This window comes from Fibrella aestuarina BUZ 2, from assembly GCF_000331105.1.
In the GTDB taxonomy this organism is placed as follows: domain Bacteria; phylum Bacteroidota; class Bacteroidia; order Cytophagales; family Spirosomataceae; genus Fibrella; species Fibrella aestuarina.
In genome coordinates, this window is record NC_020054.1 from 2,088,247 (window position 1) to 2,108,835 (window position 20,589).

A 20,589-nucleotide genomic window follows, 5' to 3' on the forward strand; every position below is an offset into this window, starting at 1 on the left:
GTTAAAATTCGATGTTCAGCCCAGCCGTGTAATTCCGCAGGAGGGGGTAGGCCGACCGGTCCAGGCCCGTACCGGTTTCAGGGTCCCAGCCGTCCCAGTCGGTCAGGGTGACCAGGTTTTTGCCGTTCAGGAATAACTTGACCCGGTTGAGCTTCATTCTCTGAGTCAGCGTCTGCGGTAGATTGTAGGACAGCGTCACGTTCTGAAGCCGAACGAAATTGCGCTGAACGTAGGGCGAGAAGGTTTCGCCCAGCGCCACGGTGTAGTAGCCAATCTGCCGGTAGCGGGCGTTTGGCTTTTCGGGCGTCCAGTAATCGAATTTGAAAATATTACCATTCGATATGTTGTCCGGGTTGGGCAGCGCATTACCCGGCTGGCCGTAATAATACTTGCTGCCCCCCTGGATGGAGTTGATAAAGAAGCTGAATTCCCAGGCTTTGTACCGGAAACTATTCTGAATGCTGAATCGGTAGGAGGGGTCGGTGTAACCCAGAATCTTACGGTCGGCGGCGGCCGTGTAGGCACCGTCGCCGTTCAGGTCTTCCACTTTATAGGTGCCGTAGGTAAAGCCGGCGGGAATCCGGTTGGCCTCGGCATCGGCCACCTGCCACATGCCGATGATGTTGAAATCGTAGGCGACCCCATACGGCTGGTTGATGAATATCTTGGACGAAACCAGATCATCCTCAACCCCGTCTTTGTTGGCGTCGATCCCCAGAATGCTGACAACCTTGTTGCGGTTGCGGGCAAAATTGACCGTCATGTCCCAGGTGAAATCAGGCCGTTCGATGGGGCGACCCGAGAGGGTGAGCTCCTGCCCCGTATTGCGCAGCTTACCGATGTTGGCGGGCGTGCTGGTCAGGCCGTTGGCAACCGGCAGGTCCACGTTGAAGAGGAGGTTGTAGGTGTTGGAAATATAGGTGTTGAAACTACCCGACAGCCGGTTCTTGAAGAGGGCAAAATCCAGCCCGAAGTTGGCGGCCTGGGTCGATTCCCATTTCAGATCACTATTGGCCAGCGCACTCAAAAATTGACCCTGCTGGGCTGCGCCCCCATCGCCATACAAATACCCGTTGCCTACATTGGCGGTCATCTTGGCCAGCGTCTGGTAGCGGCCCAGCGTTCGGTTGCCACTAACTCCGTACGAAGCCCGCAGTTTCAGCTCATTCAGCACCGAAATCTTGTCTTTCAGGAACCCCTCTTCGCTCAGTGCCCACGCCATAGCCAGTGAGGGAAATACCCCAAACTTATTGGTTTCGCTGAAGCCGGAGAACCCGTCCCGGCGCACGGTGCCCGTAACGACGTATTTGTCCCTGAACGAGTAAATCAGGCGGGCCATCGAATACAGGCTGGCTTCCTTCCAGGCGTTTGACGTAGTCGATTGCAGACCAGCCTGGCCGGCGTCCAGCTTGTTGTACCCCAGTACATCGTTGGTGAAGAACGCTGCATACGCGTTTGTGCTTTCGAAGGTACGTCGCTCGGTGCCGTACAGCAGCGTGGCATTGACCGCGTGCGGGCCGAACGAGTTCTGGTACGTGACGATATTGTCCAGCGTGGCCAGGTACTGACTTGAATTCAGTTTGGCCGCTTCGCCGTTGAAATTCTGGGCAAACGAACTGAAGTTATAGGTTTTACCGTCGATTAGATTTTGGGAGAAGTTCAGTCGGTAACTCAGCCCCTTCACAAACGGGATACTGATGTCGGCGAAGAGCAGGCCGAAAAGGGTGCTGCGTTTTTCCAGATTCTGCTGCCCAATCTGAAGCAGCGGGTTGACCCGGGCGTTATCCGGCATACGGAGCAGCGCCCCGGTGGCATCGTAGGGCGATAGTTGCGGCACTTCATACTGTACATCATCGAGGCTGGGGGCCGCGCCCGAATAGTCGCTTAGGCCGTAAAACGACTGAAGGCCTACCTTCATCCAGTTGGTCACTTTCGAGTCCAGGTTGACCCGGAAGTTGTAGCGTTGGTAATCGTCGTTCTTGACAACGTTTTGTTGCTTCGTATACCCCAGCGAGAAAAAGTAGGAACTTTGTTCGGTGCGTCCGCTGATGCTCAGGTCATGGTTCATGATGAACGGCCGTCTGTTGGTCAGCAACTCCCACCAGTTGGTATCGGTGCCGTTCTGAATACCCGCCAGAACCTGGGGCGATACGAATTTGGTGACATCCCAGGTCGGATTCTCCTGCGTAAGGCCAGACCCGGTGCGGCTCAGCGATATGTAGCGGTCGGCTTTCTTTTGCAGGAAACCAGCGGCATTATCGGGCAACATGGCTTTGTTCGTGATTTCCTGTAGGGAGTAGGAGCCGCTGTATTCAACGGTGGGTTTCTTGGTACCTTTTCCGGTTTTTGACGTAATCAGGATTACCCCATTCGCTGCCTGCGAACCGTATACGGCTGCGGCACTGGCATCTTTCAGAATATCGACGGACGCAATATCATTCGGGTTGATGTCGACGATGCTACCCCGGTAGATGATTCCGTCCAGCACGATGAGCGGCGCCGTACTGCCTGAGATGGAGTTGCGCCCCCGAATGCTGATGGTGGGATCCTGTCCGGCCTGCGTGGTGGCCCCCACATTTAACCCCGGTACCGAGCCTTGCAGCGATTGGAGCAGGCTCACGTTGGGGGCTTCCTTGAAGGCGTTGAGGTCGGCTCGGGCTACGGCCCCGGTAATGTCGCGCTTCTTGGCTGTACCGTAGCCAATGACCACCACTTCATCAAGTGATTTATCGTCCAGCTTGAGGGCAATGTTGAGCGCCGTCCGGTTGCCTACGGTTAGTTCCTGGGGTACGTAGCCCACGAATGAAAAAATAAGGACGGCGTCGGCGTCGGGTACGTTGATCGAAAAGGTGCCGTCGCCCAGGGTGTTCGTACCCCGGGTAGTGCCTTTGATCACGATGCTTACCCCGGGTAGCTTTTCGCCTTTCTCATCGACAACGGTGCCGGTCACCGTGATGTCGGCGGGCTTGGTGCCGAGCTTATCGTCATTGGTCTGGTTTACCGGGCTGCGGCTCTCGGTTGCACTACCGGTGGGGGCTGGGTTCAGTACCACCTCGTCGGCATCGACCCGGTACTCGATTTTCAGCGGCACCAGCAGTTCGTTCAGGACGTTGCCCAGGGGCTGATTGCTTACGTTGATGGATACCTTTCGCTCCCCCCGAATCAGCGCTGAACTGTATGTAAACCGAACGTTAGTTTGCTTACTCAGTTGAGAGAGTACCGTTTTGATCGGCAGGTTCGTCAGTTGTAGGGTGACTTTACGGTTCAGGAGTTCTTGAGCGTGGGCATCGTAGGCTTTGGAAATACCCACGAATACCAGTGCAATCAAAAGCTGATATACGGTTCTTCGCATGACCAGGTACGGTAGCCTGTACGATTTTGATAGAAGTTGCATACATTCACTTGTTTTTGTTCGGTTTGTAAGGGCAAAAGCTCCCCGTGCCTCAGCAGTGAGGCCATTGATCAGCGGCGGAACGTGTTATGAGCCGGTAATGCTGGAACCATTACCGGCTTTTTTGGCAATAGACGCAGGGTGTTACATAGGCAGCTAGCGGTTAGGAAGTACAGCCGGTGCTGGTGATGATCAGTTGCCCGTCTACGACTTCGTAGGAGGCGCCAATCGCCCGGCATATGCGGTCAAGACGCTGATAAAGCCCTTCGTTGGCTGACAAGGTTGTTGTGATCGGGCACTGGCTCAGGAGTTGCGCATCAAACACGATATCCAGCCCGTACTGCTTTTCCAGGATAGCCAGTACATCTGAGACAGGCTTGTCGTCGAAACTTAACGGCTGAGTAACCGAAGAAACGGGAACTGGCTGCTCAATCAGGTCTTTGGCCAGTTGTTCGGTTGTTCGCTCGAACGTGGCCCGTTGGTTGGGCGTCAGCACCACCCCAGCTACCTGCGACGTGGCGGCCTGATCCATCCGGTCGAAATTGCGACGGGCAAACACCGATACCCGGCCCGTTCGAACAATCACCCGAACCGTTTTATCCTGGTCGTAGGCCTGTACGTGAAAGCTCGTACCGACCACTTTCGTTACGGTGCCGCCGGCGAATACGAGGAAAGGCCGGGCTGGATTCTTCGTGACGTTAAAAAAGGCTTCGCCCTGTAGGTCAACCTCGCGCCTGTTGGCGGCAAACGATTTGGCGTAACGCAACCGGCTGCCGGGCTGGAGTTGTACCGAACTGCCGTCGCTCAGCGTGATGGTTACAGGGTGAGCGGTAGTATTTACCGCTTCGTGCTGACTGGCCTGGTCCATAGAAGCCGTTGGCGACAACTGGCCGGCGATGGGGGCGGTTGTGTCGGTTTGGGTAAACCACCAGCCTGCGCTCAGTACCAGGGCCACGCCCGCCGCCACGGCCCAGCGCTGCCAGGATGGTGTATGCCGGATGATACGCCCAACGGGGATGGGTTCCGTGGTTTCCTGCTCGATGCGGCTGCGTAAGTGTTGCCAGATCGCCTCCAGCTGGTCGGCGTCGGCCACAGAGAGTGCCCCGGGATCGGTGGCCCGGCTTAGCTGTTGCAGCAAATGAATGGCCCTTACTACGATGGCAACTAGCTGAGGGTTTTCCTGGAGTAGGCCTATCCAGAACTGATCCGTTGCCGGGTTGGGTTGCATGACCCATTGTCGGAAGGCAGAATCGGCCGCTAAGTCTTCCGCATTATAGTTGGTATAGTCCATTCTGAATCTCGTCTCGAAGGCAAGAGAAGGACTGTATCGGTTTTAACTCATTATTTCTAAAAATAATTTTATAAATGACGCCGGGTTGGATCGACTCAGGTCATCAGGGACCAACTGGCCAGCAACAGGACGCTGATCAGCAGCTGGCGCAGCGCGTGAATAGCCCTGTTTATATTGTTGATGACAGACTGCGTGTTTATACCCATCAGGGAGGCAATCTCCTCATTGCTGAGTTGGTGGTAATAGGCCAGCACAAGGGCTTCCTGCTGCCGGGCTGGTAGGGTATCGACAGCCCGACGCAGGCGGTTTACCTGAAGCTCGCGCCTATCCAGATCCGACAGTAACGTTTCGACCGAAGGAATGCTCAGCAGGTTTTCAACACCGTCCAGGTCATCGGCTTGGTGTAATGGGTCCGACCGGAGGGAGAGGGAGCCTGTCAGCCGATTGCGCATGATGCGCAACAGATAATACCGGATGTTGGCGGGCGTAGTCAGGGTGGCGCGGTATTTCCAGATTTCCAGAAAAACGTCTTGTACCGCATCGGCTACCGCAGCGGAGTTGGGGTGTAATCGCTTCCCATACGTGAGCAGCGGTCCCGCATGAGCACGATACAGCTGCTCAAAGGCCTGGGTATTGCCTTTTGTAAACGCCTTCCAAAGAAGGGCGTCCGTTTCAAAGGGAGGTGGGCGATCAGTTGCCAAGTTACGGTAGCGTTTACGTCGATTTGGGTTTGTTGCATTTGCCCTGTTTACCGGCCTAGGTTGCCAGCCACAGTAAAGCCTCACAAGACGGTTTCAAACCGGAACGTATCGACGCTGAATCCAGACTAGTAAAGGCTGCAAACCCGTATTGGTCTCCTAGCAGCTGGCCGATCAGCCGCTAGCAGGGGGCTCATGCATTTTCTATGTATGAGTAATTCGTTTGTTGATAGCGGAAAGCTACGGTTTTCGCTTAAAATAAGGAATCTGTAGGCGGGTAATACCTACGTTGCGTTGTTTCATACTGTACCGGCTACCTATTTTAGGGCCTGACTTCCCATTGATGGGTGCCGCTGGGTACGTTGGTCAGTTGCCAACTGTGTTTGTCGGCGGGCGGGGTAAGCTGGCGGCCGTTTTGCCAGAGGGTGGCGGTTGGGCTGAGGCGGGGTACGTACACGACGCCCCGCGAGTTAGCGGGCAGCGTCAGTCGCATGTACCATCGCTGGGTACGTTGGGTGAACGCTACGCGCACGGGCCCGTGCAGGGTGGGTAGCTGTAGCGACGCCTGGTTCAGCGCGCCGGGTTGGGGTTTTACCTGAATGACGCCAAAGGCCGGGGTCAGCGGTTCGACGCCCATCAGTTTCCGCACGATTACGTTGGCCGGGGCGGCTCCCCAGGCGTGGTTCCAGTCCTGGTTGGGTTTGTAGCGCGTGTCCCAGGCTTCGGTAGTCATCGTGGAACCGGTCCGAATCATGTTGTACCAGCTCCGTTCGGCGGTCGAGGTCAGGAGCGAGAGGGCATAGTCGGCTTCATGCGCGTTGTACAGGGCGTCGAGCAGAAATTGCGCGCCGTAGACGCTACAGGCCATACCCCGCGACCGGATATGCGCCAGTACCCGCGCTCGGTTGGCCTCGGGCACCAGCCCAACCGCCAGCGCCATCATGTTGGCGTGCAACGATGCGTGGCGGGTGCTGTCGCCATCGGCTACAAGGCCCGTGGCAGGGTCGATAAACGTAGCCTGATAGGCCCGTTTAACCTGCTCACCGCGCTGCCGGAACTGCGCCGCGTCGGCGGATTGACCGAGTTGGTCCGCCAGGTCGGCCATGTAGCGCAGGGCCTGGTAATGGAAGGCGTTCACGACCGCATTGTAGTCGCAGAAGACGAAGCCATCGGTTTCGCCCGCTTCTCTCTTGCCCAGGCCTAGTACGCCCTGTTGCGGCCAGTCGACGATGTCCTGAAGGGTGGGGCGCCCGTCGAAGGTTTCGTAGTGAATCGATGCTTTGAAAGCAGGCGTTTGTAAACCGGTGCGGGTGCTGATGAGGCCATCGGGCCGGGCCAGCGGTAGCAGCAGTTTGGCGCTTAGGTCGGTATAGAGGCGGGTCAGGTTGCGCGCGTCGCCCGAGTAGCGGTAGTCGTTCCAGGCGATCAGTACGTTTTGCAAGGACCACTCAGTAGGCCAGGTGGCGTGAAAAATGAGGTAATCGAGCGAGCGTTTGGCCATGGTATACTCCCCATCGGTCGCGTAGTGCGCCAATTGATTGATCAGCGCGTCGGCTTCGTAAGGAATCCGTTCGCGGTCACCGTCGACGTAATAGCCCGTAAACGAGGTGGCTTTGATGGTGTGTTTGCACAGCGCCCAAACCCGATTCAACGTGGTGTCGGAGCTACCGAAGGTCGCGGCGGTATCATCGAACGGGTACGTGACGACGTGACGCACTAACTCCCCCACCTGCACCGTAGCAGCGGGCCGTTCGAGCTCGATGTACCGAAACGGCAGCACTTCGCCGATGTAACCGGGCATCATAATCGCCTTGGGGCCGGTGTTACGCTTGTCGGGCGGGATCGGCACCGGGTACGTGTGCGTGCCGGGGCGCAGCCGCAAGATGAGCCGCCGGTAGCGGATGGTGCCGGGCGGTTTACGCTGCACCGCACCCCCGGGCGTGAGCGCTTCGCCCAGGTGCAGCACCAGCGAGTCGGTGGTGGCTGTCGTTTGGGCGGTAAGCCATACCTGCCCAAAGGCGTCGTTACTAAAGTCATACAGCCGCGCGCCGTTGGGCTGGGTACGTTGCCGGGCCGGTTTCTGCTGCTCCTTCACGAGCGGATAATGGCTCGTGGCGTAGTCGGCCAACTCGGGGGCGGTGCGGAATACCCGGATCGCCGAATAGGGGCTAGCCCGTCGCCGGTCGTCCCAGACCCGGATTTTCCAGTAGTAGACCCGATTGGGCTGTAAGCGCCGTCCGGCTGGCAGCAACACGCCTACACTCTGATCGCTGGGTACGTTCCCCGAATCCCATACGTCGCCCCGCCCGGCGGCGCAGTTGGCCCGCGACGAGCTTAGCACTAGCTGCCAGGCCGTCTGTCGATAGCCAGTGCGGGTGTCGGGTAGTTGCCAGCTAAAGGAGGGTCGTTCGCTGCGGACCAAGGCCATTTGCAGGGAGTCGGGTGCTGTTTCGGGCGTCAGCGTGGTCAGAAAACCGCGTTGCCAGACCTTGTCGGTATGCAGCAGTAAATCGGTACGCAGCGCCACCGGAGCCAGCGGCGCCTGCGCCCATAGCGACGACACGGTCAGCGAAAACAGAGCCAGCAAAAAGGATCGCATAAAGGTCAGCGTAAGTCTTCGCCGTGGTCATTGGGGAAATCGCTGCCGCTCCAGATGGCCTGGGCACTCCACGGCTGCGGCGGGTCGGCCCAGAACGGGTCGGTGGCGGGCAAGCCGAGCGGCAGGAACAAACTGGTGGCCAGATAGAGGCTCCCCTGGTTGTTATACACGTCGGCAATGTCGGGTTGCGCGCCATACAGGCCGATGGTCAGCCAGCCGTTCTGATAGGTGGTGGGGCTTTCAAGTGTTTTCCGAAGCACGGCGGTCAGCGCGCCCCGCACCTGCGCCGGTTTCAGTGATGTTGGCAAGGACTTTCGCCAGGCTATATCGGCCAGATGATGAAACGCCGCCCCCCGATACACGATGGAGCGACCCGTGGCCGGAAACGAGCCATCGGTGTTGATGAGCCGTTCCTGGATGACGGCGTACCGTTCGTTGCGCCGACGAATTTTGTCGGTCATGGCCGCGTAGGCGTTGGTTTTGGTGCCGATGATGCCCGTAATGGCGGCCAGATAAGGGTGAATGACGTAGCTGTTGTAATAGTCGAAGGCATAGCGGGGACCGTCGGTGTACATCCCGTCGCCCACGTACCACTGCTCCATTTGTTGCAGCGCGTAGTCGACGCGCATCGGGTCCCAGTCGTAGCCGAAGCGGCAGAAAAAGGCTTCGTTCATGGCCGAAAACAACAGCCAGTTGGAAAAACCCGGCTTGAATTTACGCGTGCTGCGAATGGCCGTAACGAGCCGGTCGCGGTCAGTGGCCGACAGGTGATCCCACAGCCACGGCGCCCGCACGACCGCCAGCGCCAGAAACGACGCATCGACCAGCGACTGACCGGCGATGTCGAACCGCATGTAGTCGCGGGCCGTGGAGTCGAGCGCGTTGGACAGGCCTTTGAGCACCCACTGCCGGTACTGGTTGCGCAGGGCCACTTCGTCGGGGGCGCCACCTTCGGCCTGTAGCCAGGGCGCCATGCCGCTCAGCACCCGGCCCAGCACTTCCACATACTGCACCTGCAGCCGTTGATCGCGGTTGTCGACCCGTTTCGATACTACTTTGGGCATCAGAATACGCAGGCTGTCGTGGGCCAGGCTCTGCAACACGGGCCGCACCATCCGGTCCATCTCGTAGAGCCAGTATTGGCGGTCGGTGCGAGTTGGCGTCAAGTTAGGTGCCGTGCCCGAGCGGGTCCGGCTGTTTCGTTTCGACTGGGCCTGTAGCGGCGCGGTCAGGCCGATCAGCCCGCACAATCCGATCAGCAGCAGACAGATAATCCGGCGTTTCATGGGCGGTGGTTTGTTGGGTACGTAGTAAGAGGCCGATTTGCAGCCGAGGAGAGGTCAGGTACGTTGGGGCTGGCTTTTCCTGGTTGAAGACGACAAACGGCCAGATATACCGGCTGGTGAATGGCCTGAGGCTTGTTTATGCTTACCGCTGGTAGACCCGAACGTACTCGATTTCGTACCGCGTTGGGAAGGTCGTGCCGCTGGGGTCGCCGCCGTTGTCGCCGCCAATCGCCAGGTTCAGCAGCAGGTAGTGTGGTTGCCGGAACGGGTTCTTGCCCGAGCCATCTCCATTAAGGGTCTGCGTCAATAAGACCTCGTTGAGCAATTGCCCATCTACGAACAACCGGATCGCTTCGGGTGTCCAGTCCATGCGCCAGGTGTGAAAACGACTCGCCCAATCGGCCCCGCCTAACGAGGCGAGCGGCGTTTTGGTGGTGCGCCAGTTGGCTGTGTAGCGCTTCGACGTACCCCAGGCTACGTTGGCCAGCAGGTCGTTGCGGTAATACTCCATAATGTCGATTTCGCCGTTCGACGGCCATTCCCCCGCAACGCCCAGGGTCCAGAAGGCGGGCCATAAACCGGGGCTGACGTCGATGCGCCCCCGCATCTCGAAGCGACCATACTGCCAGCTGTGCAGCCCCTCGGTTTTCAGGCTGGCCGCCGTGTAGTCGATGGTCGGGCGGCTGCGGCGCCAGTCGGTGCTGCCGGGCTGGTGTTGCGGGTTAGGGCGTTGGTCGCGCCGTCCTTCAATGATGAGCCTGCCGTTCTGGCAAAAGGCATTGTCGGGCTGGTACCACTGTAGTTCGTGGTTACGTACAAAGCCCCGCTCAAAGGTCCAGTTGGCCGGGTTGGGCGGGCCGTCGGTGTCAAATTCGTCGGCCCATACGAGCCGCCAGGTCGTGTCGGTAGGGGCGGCGGCGGGCGTTACAGACTGAGCTGTCGCAGACTGAGCCGTCGCGGACTGAGCCAGACCGTTTAGCCGCAATAGCAGCAACAGGGCGGGCAGATACAAACAAGAGCGGGAAAAACTGGGCATGAGCTTAACGGATATGTCGTCTGACGAGCTACTGACTGCCATCGATTCGCTGACGAGTAGCTCGTGGTTCGACTGTGATACCGGAATTCAGATAAAGGTACCAGCGCCACTTTTTACCCGAAATCCGATGAAGCCGAACAAATGCGGGGGCAGGCAACCGGCGCAGGCGTGGTGTAGCTGAGCTACCGTTCGCTCACAATCTGGCCGTGAGATTCCCCACCATGACTGCTTACTAGCCTATACGTTAGTCCAATACCTATTTATAGAAATAATCTATGGCGAAATAAAAACAATAAATAAACACTATAAAGGAGATTCGTTTATTTTTGATCCGTCAACCAATAATACTCTGCCAAACATGAGAGACAACGGAACTCAGGATACCAAAGACCCATCTGTATGGGACGTGAATGACGATAGCCATGTCAACACGGTGGGCAAATGTCCATTTTCAGGTGGCGCGCTGAACAAAAGCGCGGGTGGCGGTACGCGTAACCGCGACTGGTGGCCCAACGCCCTGAAACTAAACATCCTCCGCCAGCACTCGCCGCTGACGGATCCGATGGACGATGATTTTAACTACGCCGAAGAATTCAAGAGCCTCGATCTGGCGGCTGTCAAGCAGGATATCTACGACCTGATGACCACCTCGCAGGACTGGTGGCCCGCCGACTACGGTCACTACGGCCCGTTCTTTATCCGCATGGCCTGGCACAGCGCCGGTACGTACCGCATCGGTGATGGCCGCGGTGGCGCCAGCTCGGGCGATCAGCGGTTTGCGCCGCTCAACAGCTGGCCCGACAACACCAACCTCGACAAAGCCCGCCTGCTGCTGTGGCCGATCAAGCAGAAATATGGCCGGAAACTGTCGTGGGCCGATTTGATGATCCTCACCGGTAACTGCGCGCTGGAGTCGATGGGCCTGAAAACCTTCGGTTTCGGTGGTGGCCGCGAAGACATCTGGGAGCCCGAAGAAGACATCTATTGGGGTTCAGAAACGGAATGGCTCGGCGATAGCGTCCGGTATGCCGGCAGCAAAAATGGGGAGCGCGTGCTGGAGCATCCGCTGGGTGCGGCCAACATGGGCCTTATCTACGTGAACCCCGAAGGCCCGGCGGGCAATCCTGACCCGATGGGGGCGGCTTACGACATCCGCGAGACGTTTGGGCGCATGGCCATGAACGACGAAGAGACGGTGGCGTTGATCGCGGGTGGCCACACCTTCGGCAAAACCCACGGCGCGGCCGATCCTACCAAGTATGTGGGTTCTGAACCCGCTGGTGCCAACATCGAGGAGATGAGCACGGGTTGGAAAAATACGTATGGCCGTGGCCACGGTGCCGACACCATCACTAGCGGGCTGGAGGTAACCTGGACCAAGACCCCGACTCAGTGGAGCAACGATTATTTCGATCACCTGTTCAGCTACGAATGGGAGTTGACCAAGAGCCCCGGCGGTGCGCATCAGTGGCAGCCTAAGAATGGTGCTGGTGCCGGTACGGTACCCGACGCGCACGACCCGGCCAAACGGCACGCTCCGATGATGCTGACGACCGACCTGGCGCTGATCACCGACCCGGCCTACGCGAAAATCTCACGGCGGTTCTACGAAAACCCGGATGAGTTTGCTGATGCCTTCGCCCGCGCCTGGTTCAAACTGACGCACCGCGACATGGGCCCTATCGAGCGTTACCTCGGCCCCGAAGTGCCCACCGAAGAGTTGATCTGGCAGGACCCCGTGCCCGCCGTAACGCACGAACTGGTCAACGCCGACGATATCGCTGCGCTGAAAAGCAAGATCCTGGCGTCGGGCCTGACGGTGTCGCAACTGGTGACTACCGCCTGGGCATCGGCTTCGACCTACCGTAACTCCGACAAGCGCGGTGGTACCAACGGCGGTCGCCTCCGGCTGGCTCCGCAGAAAGACTGGAAAGTAAACGACCCCGAGCAACTGGCTACCGTCCTGCAAACCCTCGAAGGCATTCAGCAGGAATTCAACGGGGCGCAGGCCAACGGCAAACAGATTTCAATGGCCGACCTGATCGTGCTGGCTGGTTGTGCCGGTGTGGAGCAGGGCGCCCGCAATGCCGGTCATGAGATAACGGTGCCGTTCACGCCGGGTCGTGGCGATGCATCGCAGGAGCAAACCGACGTGGTGTCGTTCCAGGCGATGGAGCACAGCGCCGACGGCTTCCGCAACTACGTCAACGCCAAACATAAGTCGGCGGCTGAAGAGATGTTGATCGACAAGGCGCAATTGCTGACGCTGACGATCCCGCAGCTGACGGTGCTGATCGGCGGGATGCGCGTGCTGAACACCAACTTCGACCACTCGAAGCACGGTGTCTTCACCAACCGACCCGAAGCGCTCACGAACGACTACTTTGTGAACCTGCTCGATATGAGCACGACCTGGCGGGCTACCTCGGATGCGCAGACCGTGTTCGTCGGCAGCGACCGCAAAACGGGCGAACCCAAATGGACCGGCACCCGCGTCGACCTGATCTTCGGATCGAACTCCGAGCTGCGCGCCGTGGCCGAAGTGTACGGATGCAGCGACTCGCAGGAGAAATTCGTGCGTGACTTCGTCGCCGCCTGGGATAAAGTGATGAATCTGGGCCGCTTCAACCTGGCCTAGTCATCAGTAAGTAAAGAGTAAGAAAGGTGGTCTGACAACAGGCCACCTTTTTTTGTACCCAATGCCCACTGGCAACGTACCTGAAGCCAGTCACCGTCGCGCTGATGCGGCACTTATCCGGACGCAGTGAAGGGGATTCTGCACGAAAATGCCCTGTCGATTACCGTTCGTGGAAAACGGACAGGGCATTTGCCCGATCGCGCCAACTTTGTTCCGATTCGGCCATGGCTTAAGCTGTGCGGTACGTACCCGGAGCGCCGCCCCGTATCAGTCACGTACCTGACTATGCCAACGGAACTGATTATGCTGACAAAACATACGACACTCATCGGGCTCGTCGTGGCGCTGCTCCTGCTGGCCGTAGCGGCCGCGCACTATCCTGGCGGTTCGTACTGGGACGCACACTCGGTTGGCTACGATTGGACGACGAACTACCTTTGTAATCTGTTTTCAGAACAGGCTGTCAATGGGTTAGCCAACCCTGCCCGACCGTGGGCGATTGCCGGTATGCTGCTGCTGTGCATCAGCTTTGGGGTGTTTTTTGTCCGGTTTTCCCGGCGGATTCCGTCGAAATCGGCTTCGGCTGTCATCGCCTATGGCGGCGTGGGCGCTATGCTGTTCGCCTTTCTGGTCATTACCCCCTACCATGATCTAATGATAGGTATCGCTAGTTTTTTGAGCTTACTGGCGCTGTTTTATGTGTTTGTGTTTATCATGAAATCGAAGCTGCTTGGCTTCAAGCTAGTAACGATTAGCTACCTGCTGGTTCTCTACGCCAATAATTACATCTATTACACCCAACACTTTCTGAAATTGCTGCCCATTATGCAGAAAATCAGCTTTCTGATTGGGGTAATCTGGATGCTGGGCCTGGAGTATTTTACCAAACCCGACGACTTTAAACCGGCTGCCTAAGCCTTGAGAATACGATGATCTATTTTACGCAATTGATTTACGTTAAGGAAGGGCAGGAAGCTGTATTCCACCAGTTTGAGGAAGTTGCTATCCCGCTGATTGCCGACCATAACGGCCGCCTGCTGGCCCGGATCCGCCCGGCGGATGAGGCCTATATCGAGCATCAGATCGACAAACCGTATGAAATCCACCTGGTCGAGTTTGATAGCGAAGCCGATTTTCACGCCTTCAGCCGCGACGACCGCCGTCAGCAGTTTCTGCACCTGAAAGAGCAGTCGGTAGCGCGGTCGGTACTGATTCAGGGCATCAGGCTGTAATGGGCTTGTTGGGCATCAGACAGCCTCCGTCAGCGCCAGTTGGGCCAGCGGTTTGTTCAGCCAATCGGCCAGCACCGCCACCACGATGCTGTGGTCTTCGCGCTGCGGCAGGCCTGAAATCGTAATGGTGCCCACAAACGTACCCCGCAGCCAGATGGGGAAACTACCGCCGTGGGGCGCATAATCCCGAACGGGAAGGCCCCACTTGTCGTCGAGCGATGTTTGCTTGCGGGCCAGTTCCAGCCCCATCGCGTAGGAACTGCGGTGAAAGCGCTCGACCACGTTCCGTTTCCGCCGAATCCAGTCGTCGTTGTCGGGCGTGGTGCCGGGCATGGCGTAGAAAAACAACGGCTGCCCCACCAGCCGGATCTCGATCGATACCGCTTTGTGCCGGGCGGCAACGGCTTCTTTCAGCAACGTACCCAGCTGCCAGGCCGTGTCGGCGTCGAAGGTGTCGAATTGAAGCTGCGCTTCCTGATGGGCAATCTGCGCCAGATCGCGGTCGATTGAGGAATTCATGCGGTAAACTTAACCACGGCGGCCGATTGATGCGTAGCGGTGCCTGCGATTAAGGTGGGACAGGCTAGGTACGTTGCTCGTAGCTACACTTAGGCTTTCGCTAGAACCGCCTCATCGACTGCCAAAAAATCGTACAACTTGTCCGGGAAATAAGGATATTTGTTTGATTGATAGGAGGCTATATGCGAGTGCAGTGGGCGTTTGTTCGAAAGCTGTTGGTGGCCTTGCTGCTCCCCCTCGGGGTGATGGCGCAGGAACTGATTCCGAACGGTAGCTTTGAGACGTACCTGAACTGCCCCAAACAGGACAATCTGCTCTCCGAAGCCGCCCCCTGGTATAACCCCAACCGGGCTACTCCCGATTTTTACCATACCTGCTTCAACACCGGCCAAATGGACCTGCCGCCGCGTTCGGGGCAGGGATTAGGGCGCTTGTTTATGGATTTGGGCTGGGCCGAATACATGGCCACTCCCCTCAAAACACCGCTCGATGCGGGCGAGGCTTATCAGTTCGAGATGTACATCAGTTCGGCAACGCCAACCCGGTATCCATCGGGCTCGTTTGGGGCGTATTTCTCTCAACAGCCGCTGAACTCCCCCCTGAAAGACCTGCTGAGCGTCAGTGGGCAGGTGCAGGTGCTCGACAACAGCCCGCAACGGCTGCCGCGGCGGTTACAGTGGGAACAACTGAGCGGCTGTTTCGTGGCAAGAGGCGGCGAACGTCACGTTACCATCGGGAATTTCGTCAAACTGCCGGTGTTGCTGGGCTATTATTACCTGTTTATCGATGATGTGTCGCTGCGGCCCATTCGGCTTAATCTGGGCCGCGATACCACCCTGTGCGGGCGGCAAAGTACGCTGCTGCTCAACGCCAACACCCCCGGCGGTATCGACTACAAATGGAACACGGGCAGTACGGCACAAACCCTGACCGTCACCAAACCGGGTAAGTATTGGGTAACCGTAACCACGGCCTGCAAAACCCTGAGCGATACCATCACCGTCGACTACAGCCTCGATTTCAGCCTCGGGCGCGATACCACTCTGTGCGAGGGGGCCTCGATGACCCTGCGTGTGCCGGTGCCGGGTACGTTCCGCTGGCAGGATGGCAGCGGGCAGGCGACCTATCAGGTACGCGGACCAGGTACGTACCGGGTGCAGGTAACCGGGGCGGGCTGCACGGTCGCCGATACCATTCAGGTGCGGTACGTGTTGCCGCCCCGGCTCGATTTGGGACCCGATAAGCAGCTCTGCGGGCTGGAAGTGTACACGATCAAACCTGCCGTAGCCGAAGGGACGTTCCGCTGGCTGGATGCATTCCCCGAAACCGACCGGATGGTGAACGCATCGGGCTCGTTTCGGGCGTCGGTGACCAACGATTGCGCCACGGTCAGCGACGTCGTAGACATCGATTACAGCGGCTGCGAATGCACCATACAGGCGCCCGACGCCTTTTCGCCGAATGCCGACGGATTAAACGACGTCTTTCAGCCCGTTGCCTGCGGCGATATTACGTTCACAACGATGGCCGTGTACAATCGCTGGGGTGAACTCATCTTCCAGACAAGCAGCGCACCCTTCGTGTGGGACGGAACGTATAAGGGACAGCGTTGCCAGTCGGCGGTGTATACCTGGCGGGTCGACTATAAACTGAGCCGACTCGGTAAAGAACCGGTGTTTCAAACCATCAACAGCCGTATTCTGCTCGCCCAGTAAACGGCTACAATGTTAGGGGTATCTAATAGCTAGTAAATCAGCGAGTTACGATTTTATAGAATAGTAAATCTATAGGATTTATTTTATTGGGTCGATTTCCGGAAACCATTCGTGTCGGGGCCGGTTAGCGTTAAAAAGCGATTAACGCTCAACGTCAACCATGAACCGACTTTTTAGACCTGCTACGCTCCTGGGCGTAAGCCTGACGGCCCTGTTGCTGGCCTGTAACAAAGACGAGCCGTTCAACACCCAGATTCCGGAGAAGAACGACCAGCCAACGACCTCGACAGTCGAAGGCAATGTATTCGAACCGGCGCTGGTGGCCGCTACCGATCAGCGGATTGGGCAGCTCCGGGTGCCAACTGGCTTCACCATCGCCAAGTTTGCCGATGGGTTGGGTAAGCCCCGCCAATTGGCCGTCAGTGAGTCGGGCAATGTGTATGTCACAAACCGGGAAGCAGGCACCGTGACGCGGCTCCGCGACACCAACGCGGATGGGGTCGTCGATGAAAAACAGGTGGTCGCTACCATCAAGAGCGTGCACGGTATCACCATCCATTCGGGAACGATGTACCTGGTGGCCATCAAGGAGGTGTTTTCAGCGCCTATCAACGGCGATGGGTCGCTGGGTACGTTGCGGCAGCTTATTGGCGATCTGCCCGATGCCGGACAGCACCCAAACCGCACGATCGGGTTTGGCCCCGACGGCCTGATGTACCTCACCGTGGGGAGCACCTGTAACGCCTGCGCCGAACCCAATCCCGAACATGCCACGATGCTGGTAGCGAACCCCGACGGCAGCAATCGGCGGATTTACGCCAGCGGATTGCGCAACACCATTGGCTTCGGCTGGCATCCGCAGACCAAAGAGCTGTATGGCTTCGATCACGGGATCGACTGGCTGGGCGATGAGCAGCAGCAGGAAGAGCTGAACCTCATTAAGCAGGGCGCTTTCTACGGCTGGCCCTATATCTATGGCGATGGGAACTACAACCCACATCCACGCCCGATGGGCGACACGACGTACGCCCAGATTCGGGCGCGCACTACGGTACCGACGCTTGGCTACACGCCTCACGCCGCTCCGCTGGCCATGACGTTCTACACGGCACCCAGCTCGGCCACAGCGGCCTTCCCTGCGGATTATCAAAACGACGCCTTTGTGACGATGCGCGGCTCGTGGAACCGGACCAAACCATCGGGCTACAACGTGGTTCGGGTGAAGTTTGAGAACGGCAAACCCGTTCGGATCGATGATTTTGTGACGGGCTTCCTGGTCGAAAATAACCAGTCGCAGTTTGGGCGGCCGGTTGGGATTGCTACCCTGCCCGATGGCTCGCTGATTTTCACCGACGATAACAACGGGGTGATTTACCGGGTCAGTTACCGAAAGTAGCGTGGTTTGATGAGCGTCGGCTTAGGATACAACCCCAAGGCCGATGGGACTGAGACAAAGAAGGGATACGATCGTTCATCCTGTCGACAGACCGGTTAAGCGATTGTATCCCTTCTTCGTCTATTAACTACAGTCAATTGTTTCTTTGGAGGTAGCTTTCCAGCCAAATCGTATACGAACATTGAACGCAATGCACTACCTCCCTTATCTGTTTATGGTGCTGTACGGACTGGCTTATCTGGTAGGCATGACGCTGGGCATCCTGGGTATTCTGGCCCTGCTGAAATACCTGCGCAAAGCCCCCTAATCGTAATGCCCGGCTGGAGCCGGGCATTACTAAATCAAACCTTCGGGCTACTGTCGCGTTGATAATGCAGACGACAACGCTATGAAAACGCTGCTTTCATGCTCGCTGGTTTTGTTGATGGCCAGCCACAGCTACGCCCAACCCAAAACGTCCGCTTTCTTTATGATCGGAAATTATGCCAGCCCGAACTGGGAAAAGCTGGCATTTGATCTGACGAACGGGGCGAAGACGATGACCTATTCGTACGCGGCCAATGAACGCGGCCACACCCTGCAAAAGCTGGGAACCCGGATGATCAACGGGCAAAAAGGGGTAGTGGTGAAGATTCCCGGCACGGCCAAAACCTACGTGATTGTTCCGAACCGGGCGGGTAAACAACTACTGATGATGAGCGAGGATGGCACCTACCGGAAGCGTTTTCCATTGGGGTATGAAGGCCCCGTCGATGGGCGGGGTACGTTCTGCGCGACCTGCGCCAACGAACCGAAGGACGCCTTCGCGCTAGTCGACTCGTTCGTTCGGTAGAGGCCGGAAATGTACTGCTGCGCGATGCGCCTTTCGGGGAAAAGTGCGTTCTTGGGTAGGCTATAATACGCCAAACCAGCCAGCTACATGAACGCTGCCCAATCGACACCGACGACGATCGACGATTACATTGCCACGTTCCCGGCAGCGGTGCAATCGCTGTTGACGCAGGTACGTGCCACCATCCGGGAAGCAGCCCCGGAAGCGACCGAAACCATCAAATACGCCATGCCGACCTACGTGCTCGACGGCAATCTGGTCTATTTCGCGGCCTTCGCGAAGCACATCGGCTTCTACGCCACACCGTCGGGGCAGGAGGCATTCCGGGAGCGTCTGGCGGGCTACAAGACGGGCAAAGGCTCGATCCAGTTTCCATTCGATAAACCCATTCCGCACGACCTGATCCGCGATATGGTGCGGTATCGGGTTGCCGAAAACCGGGCGAAAGCGGCGGCGAAGCGGCAACAAAAAGCAACCATCAGCTAAGGTGCGGCCGCTCAGAACTGAAGCCGGAAAGTACTGCCCCGGCCCACTTCGGTGCTGACGGTGAGCTGCCCGCCCTGCTGTTGCAACATCTGCCGCGAGAGGCTCAGTCCAATGCCGGAGCCCGTTTTTTTGGTCGTGAAAAACGGGATGAAAATCTGTTCAAGTGCCTCAGGCTCAATGCCGGGGCCGTTGTCGGTTACGTCGATGATCGTTCGGGTGCCGTCGGTGTACGCAGCCAGCCGAATAGTTGGCTTGGGCGTCTGAACCAGGGCTTCGCGGGCGTTTTTCAACAGATTCAGCAACACCATTTCCAGTTGGCCTTCGTCGGCGCGGATCAGCAATGGTTCGGCCGACGCGTCGGTACTGGGTACGTCGAGCGTGAGTTGAATCTGCCGTTCGTCGAGTGAAGGACGTACCAGCGCGGCCACCCGCTGTACCAACGTACCCACCGATACCTCGGCCATGCGTGGCGCCGGAATGGTGGTGAAGCTGCGGTAGGCATCCACAAAGCGCATGATCCCCTCGCCACGTTGGGCAATGGTGCCGAGCGCGTCGCGCAGGTCGCCCACGGCTTCGGTCAGGATGGGCGTAGCGGGCAGATCGGGCGGAAGGTTATGGGCAATGTCGTGTTCGAGAATGGCCTGCATGGTGCCGGTCAGCGAGACGAGCGGCGTCATCGAGTTCATGATCTCGTGCCGCAGTACTTTGGTCAGGTTCTGCCAGGCGTCTACTTCTTTCTGCTGCAACTCAGACCGGATGTTTTGCAGCGAAACGAGCGTGATCAGCCGCCCCCGTAGCCGCACGTCGGTGGTACGCACGGCGAGGTCGTTACCGTTGGCGGTGGTATAGGCAAACGCGGCCTGCCGGTCGGGGCCGGTGAGGCGGGCGGGCAGGTCGGGGTACTGATTGGTCAGGTCACTCAGCATGCGCAGCCGGTAGGTATCGAGCAGCCGCAACGCCGCCTGGTTGACCAGTTCGACCTGTCCGGTGGCGTCGAACGCCAGTAATCCCACACTGACGTGTTGGACAATGGTGTTGAGGTATTGCAGGTTGGCTTCTTTCTCGGCTCGCGCCTGCCGAAACGCTTCCAACACCTCGTTGAACTGCTGATTCAACTGCGAAAACGACGGCCCCAGCTGACTGTCGGCGTTGAAGCCAACGGCAAAATCGGAATACCGCACCGACTCCAGAAAGTAGGTCAGCTTGCGGTTCACGCCCGTCGTATAGGTATACAGGCTCGTGCCCAGCCAAAGCAGCGTGCCACCCACAATCACGAGCAGAGGCATCGTCAGCGTGGGTAGCACCCACGTACCCGTAGCCAGGCCGTTACGGATCAGCCACAGGTACGTTGCCAGCCCGGCCATAACTGACAAACTCGCCATTCGCCACGATATACCCCAGGTAAATTGATTCACAAAGTTTGAGTTTGGGGAGTTTTAAGTTTTCAGTTTGGAGGCTGCCTGATTTGAG

Annotated in this window: 15 protein-coding genes; 7 read left to right on the forward strand and 8 right to left on the reverse strand. The window is 58.0% G+C overall.

All coding sequences use genetic code 11. The features are described 5' to 3' along the window. Nucleotide 1: 1 nt before the first annotated feature. The 6 genes from FAES_RS08430 to FAES_RS08455 all read right to left on the reverse strand — a co-directional run bounded on the left by FAES_RS08430 (nt 2) and on the right by FAES_RS08455 (nt 10,301). A complete protein-coding gene (locus FAES_RS08430; RefSeq protein ID WP_148289318.1) occupies nt 2-3,352 on the reverse strand; it encodes a TonB-dependent receptor in 3,351 nt (1,116 codons plus the stop codon). Between the two features lie 202 nt (nt 3,353-3,554). Then, nucleotides 3,555-4,682 carry a FecR family protein gene (locus FAES_RS08435; RefSeq protein WP_015330780.1) on the reverse strand — a complete coding sequence of 376 codons (1,128 nt, stop codon included), beginning with the start codon at nt 4,680-4,682 and terminating at the stop codon, nt 3,555-3,557. A 95-nt stretch (nt 4,683-4,777) separates the two neighbouring features. Then, nucleotides 4,778-5,383 carry an RNA polymerase sigma factor gene (locus FAES_RS08440; protein WP_015330781.1) on the reverse strand — a complete coding sequence of 202 codons (606 nt, stop codon included), beginning with the start codon at nt 5,381-5,383 and terminating at the stop codon, nt 4,778-4,780. Between the two features lie 319 nt (nt 5,384-5,702). Beyond that, the gene (locus FAES_RS08445; protein ID WP_015330782.1) at nt 5,703-7,979 is read right to left on the reverse strand and encodes an alpha-L-rhamnosidase-related protein; all 2,277 of its coding nucleotides are present in this window, start codon (nt 7,977-7,979) and stop codon (nt 5,703-5,705) included. 5 nt (nt 7,980-7,984) lie between these two features. Then, nucleotides 7,985-9,265 carry a DUF2264 domain-containing protein gene (locus tag FAES_RS08450; RefSeq protein ID WP_015330783.1) on the reverse strand — a complete coding sequence of 427 codons (1,281 nt, stop codon included), beginning with the start codon at nt 9,263-9,265 and terminating at the stop codon, nt 7,985-7,987. Nucleotides 9,266-9,407: 142 nt separating this feature from the next. Continuing rightward, nucleotides 9,408-10,301, reverse strand: coding sequence for a glycoside hydrolase family 16 protein (locus FAES_RS08455; RefSeq protein ID WP_051054047.1), 894 nt, complete (start codon nt 10,299-10,301; stop codon nt 9,408-9,410). Between the two features lie 358 nt (nt 10,302-10,659). Between FAES_RS08455 and katG the strand changes: the two genes are divergently transcribed. The 3 genes from katG to FAES_RS08470 all read left to right on the forward strand — a co-directional run bounded on the left by katG (nt 10,660) and on the right by FAES_RS08470 (nt 14,171). After that, the gene (gene katG / locus FAES_RS08460) at nt 10,660-12,939 is read left to right on the forward strand and encodes a catalase/peroxidase HPI (RefSeq protein ID WP_015330785.1); all 2,280 of its coding nucleotides are present in this window, start codon (nt 10,660-10,662) and stop codon (nt 12,937-12,939) included. Between the two features lie 126 nt (nt 12,940-13,065). Further along, nucleotides 13,066-13,854, forward strand: a complete 789-nt coding sequence (locus FAES_RS08465; protein WP_148289319.1) for a hypothetical protein — start codon at nt 13,066-13,068, stop codon at nt 13,852-13,854. A 14-nt stretch (nt 13,855-13,868) separates the two neighbouring features. Beyond that, on the forward strand, nt 13,869-14,171 hold the full coding sequence (locus FAES_RS08470) for a DUF1330 domain-containing protein (RefSeq protein WP_015330788.1): 303 nt from the start codon (nt 13,869-13,871) through the stop codon (nt 14,169-14,171). A gap of 15 nt (nt 14,172-14,186) precedes the next feature. On the opposite strand, the gene FAES_RS08475 is transcribed toward FAES_RS08470, so the two are convergent. Further along, nucleotides 14,187-14,690, reverse strand: a complete 504-nt coding sequence (locus tag FAES_RS08475) for a heme-degrading domain-containing protein (protein WP_015330789.1) — start codon at nt 14,688-14,690, stop codon at nt 14,187-14,189. Nucleotides 14,691-14,908: 218 nt separating this feature from the next. Here FAES_RS08475 and FAES_RS08480 point away from each other — a divergent pair, with 218 nt between their 5' ends. The 4 genes from FAES_RS08480 (at nt 14,909) to FAES_RS08495 (ending at nt 19,119) form a co-directional block, all read left to right on the forward strand. Continuing rightward, nucleotides 14,909-16,405, forward strand: coding sequence for a T9SS type B sorting domain-containing protein (locus FAES_RS08480; protein ID WP_310589944.1), 1,497 nt, complete (start codon nt 14,909-14,911; stop codon nt 16,403-16,405). Between the two features lie 160 nt (nt 16,406-16,565). Then, nucleotides 16,566-17,801 (forward strand): PQQ-dependent sugar dehydrogenase, encoded by a 1,236-nt coding sequence (locus tag FAES_RS08485; protein ID WP_015330791.1) that lies wholly within the window; start codon nt 16,566-16,568, stop codon nt 17,799-17,801. Nucleotides 17,802-18,189: 388 nt separating this feature from the next. Next, nucleotides 18,190-18,633 (forward strand): hypothetical protein, encoded by a 444-nt coding sequence (locus tag FAES_RS08490; protein WP_015330793.1) that lies wholly within the window; start codon nt 18,190-18,192, stop codon nt 18,631-18,633. 87 nt (nt 18,634-18,720) lie between these two features. Further along, nucleotides 18,721-19,119 (forward strand): iron chaperone, encoded by a 399-nt coding sequence (locus FAES_RS08495; RefSeq protein WP_015330794.1) that lies wholly within the window; start codon nt 18,721-18,723, stop codon nt 19,117-19,119. A gap of 11 nt (nt 19,120-19,130) precedes the next feature. Here the strand turns inward: FAES_RS08495 and FAES_RS08500 are convergent, their stop codons facing one another. Beyond that, complete coding sequence (locus FAES_RS08500; RefSeq protein WP_041257674.1) at nt 19,131-20,534, reverse strand: sensor histidine kinase; 1,404 nt, start codon at nt 20,532-20,534, stop codon at nt 19,131-19,133. Between the last annotated feature and the right edge of the window lie 55 nt (nt 20,535-20,589).

What these genes read in the sequence shown, in the direction of transcription:
- FAES_RS08430 (WP_148289318.1), bottom strand. Translation starts at nt 3,352, where the DNA reads ATGCGAAGAACCGTATATCAGCTTTTGATTGCACTGGTATTCGTGGGT.
- FAES_RS08435 (WP_015330780.1), bottom strand. Translation starts at nt 4,682, where the DNA reads ATGGACTATACCAACTATAATGCGGAAGACTTAGCGGCCGATTCTGCC.
- FAES_RS08445 (WP_015330782.1), bottom strand. Translation starts at nt 7,979, where the DNA reads ATGCGATCCTTTTTGCTGGCTCTGTTTTCGCTGACCGTGTCGTCGCTA.
- FAES_RS08450 (WP_015330783.1), bottom strand. Translation starts at nt 9,265, where the DNA reads ATGAAACGCCGGATTATCTGTCTGCTGCTGATCGGATTGTGCGGGCTG.
- FAES_RS08455 (WP_051054047.1), bottom strand. Translation starts at nt 10,301, where the DNA reads ATGCCCAGTTTTTCCCGCTCTTGTTTGTATCTGCCCGCCCTGTTGCTG.
- katG (WP_015330785.1), top strand. Translation starts at nt 10,660, where the DNA reads ATGAGAGACAACGGAACTCAGGATACCAAAGACCCATCTGTATGGGAC.
- FAES_RS08470 (WP_015330788.1), top strand. Translation starts at nt 13,869, where the DNA reads ATGATCTATTTTACGCAATTGATTTACGTTAAGGAAGGGCAGGAAGCT.
- FAES_RS08475 (WP_015330789.1), bottom strand. Translation starts at nt 14,690, where the DNA reads ATGAATTCCTCAATCGACCGCGATCTGGCGCAGATTGCCCATCAGGAA.
- FAES_RS08485 (WP_015330791.1), top strand. Translation starts at nt 16,566, where the DNA reads ATGAACCGACTTTTTAGACCTGCTACGCTCCTGGGCGTAAGCCTGACG.
- FAES_RS08490 (WP_015330793.1), top strand. Translation starts at nt 18,190, where the DNA reads ATGAAAACGCTGCTTTCATGCTCGCTGGTTTTGTTGATGGCCAGCCAC.
- FAES_RS08495 (WP_015330794.1), top strand. Translation starts at nt 18,721, where the DNA reads ATGAACGCTGCCCAATCGACACCGACGACGATCGACGATTACATTGCC.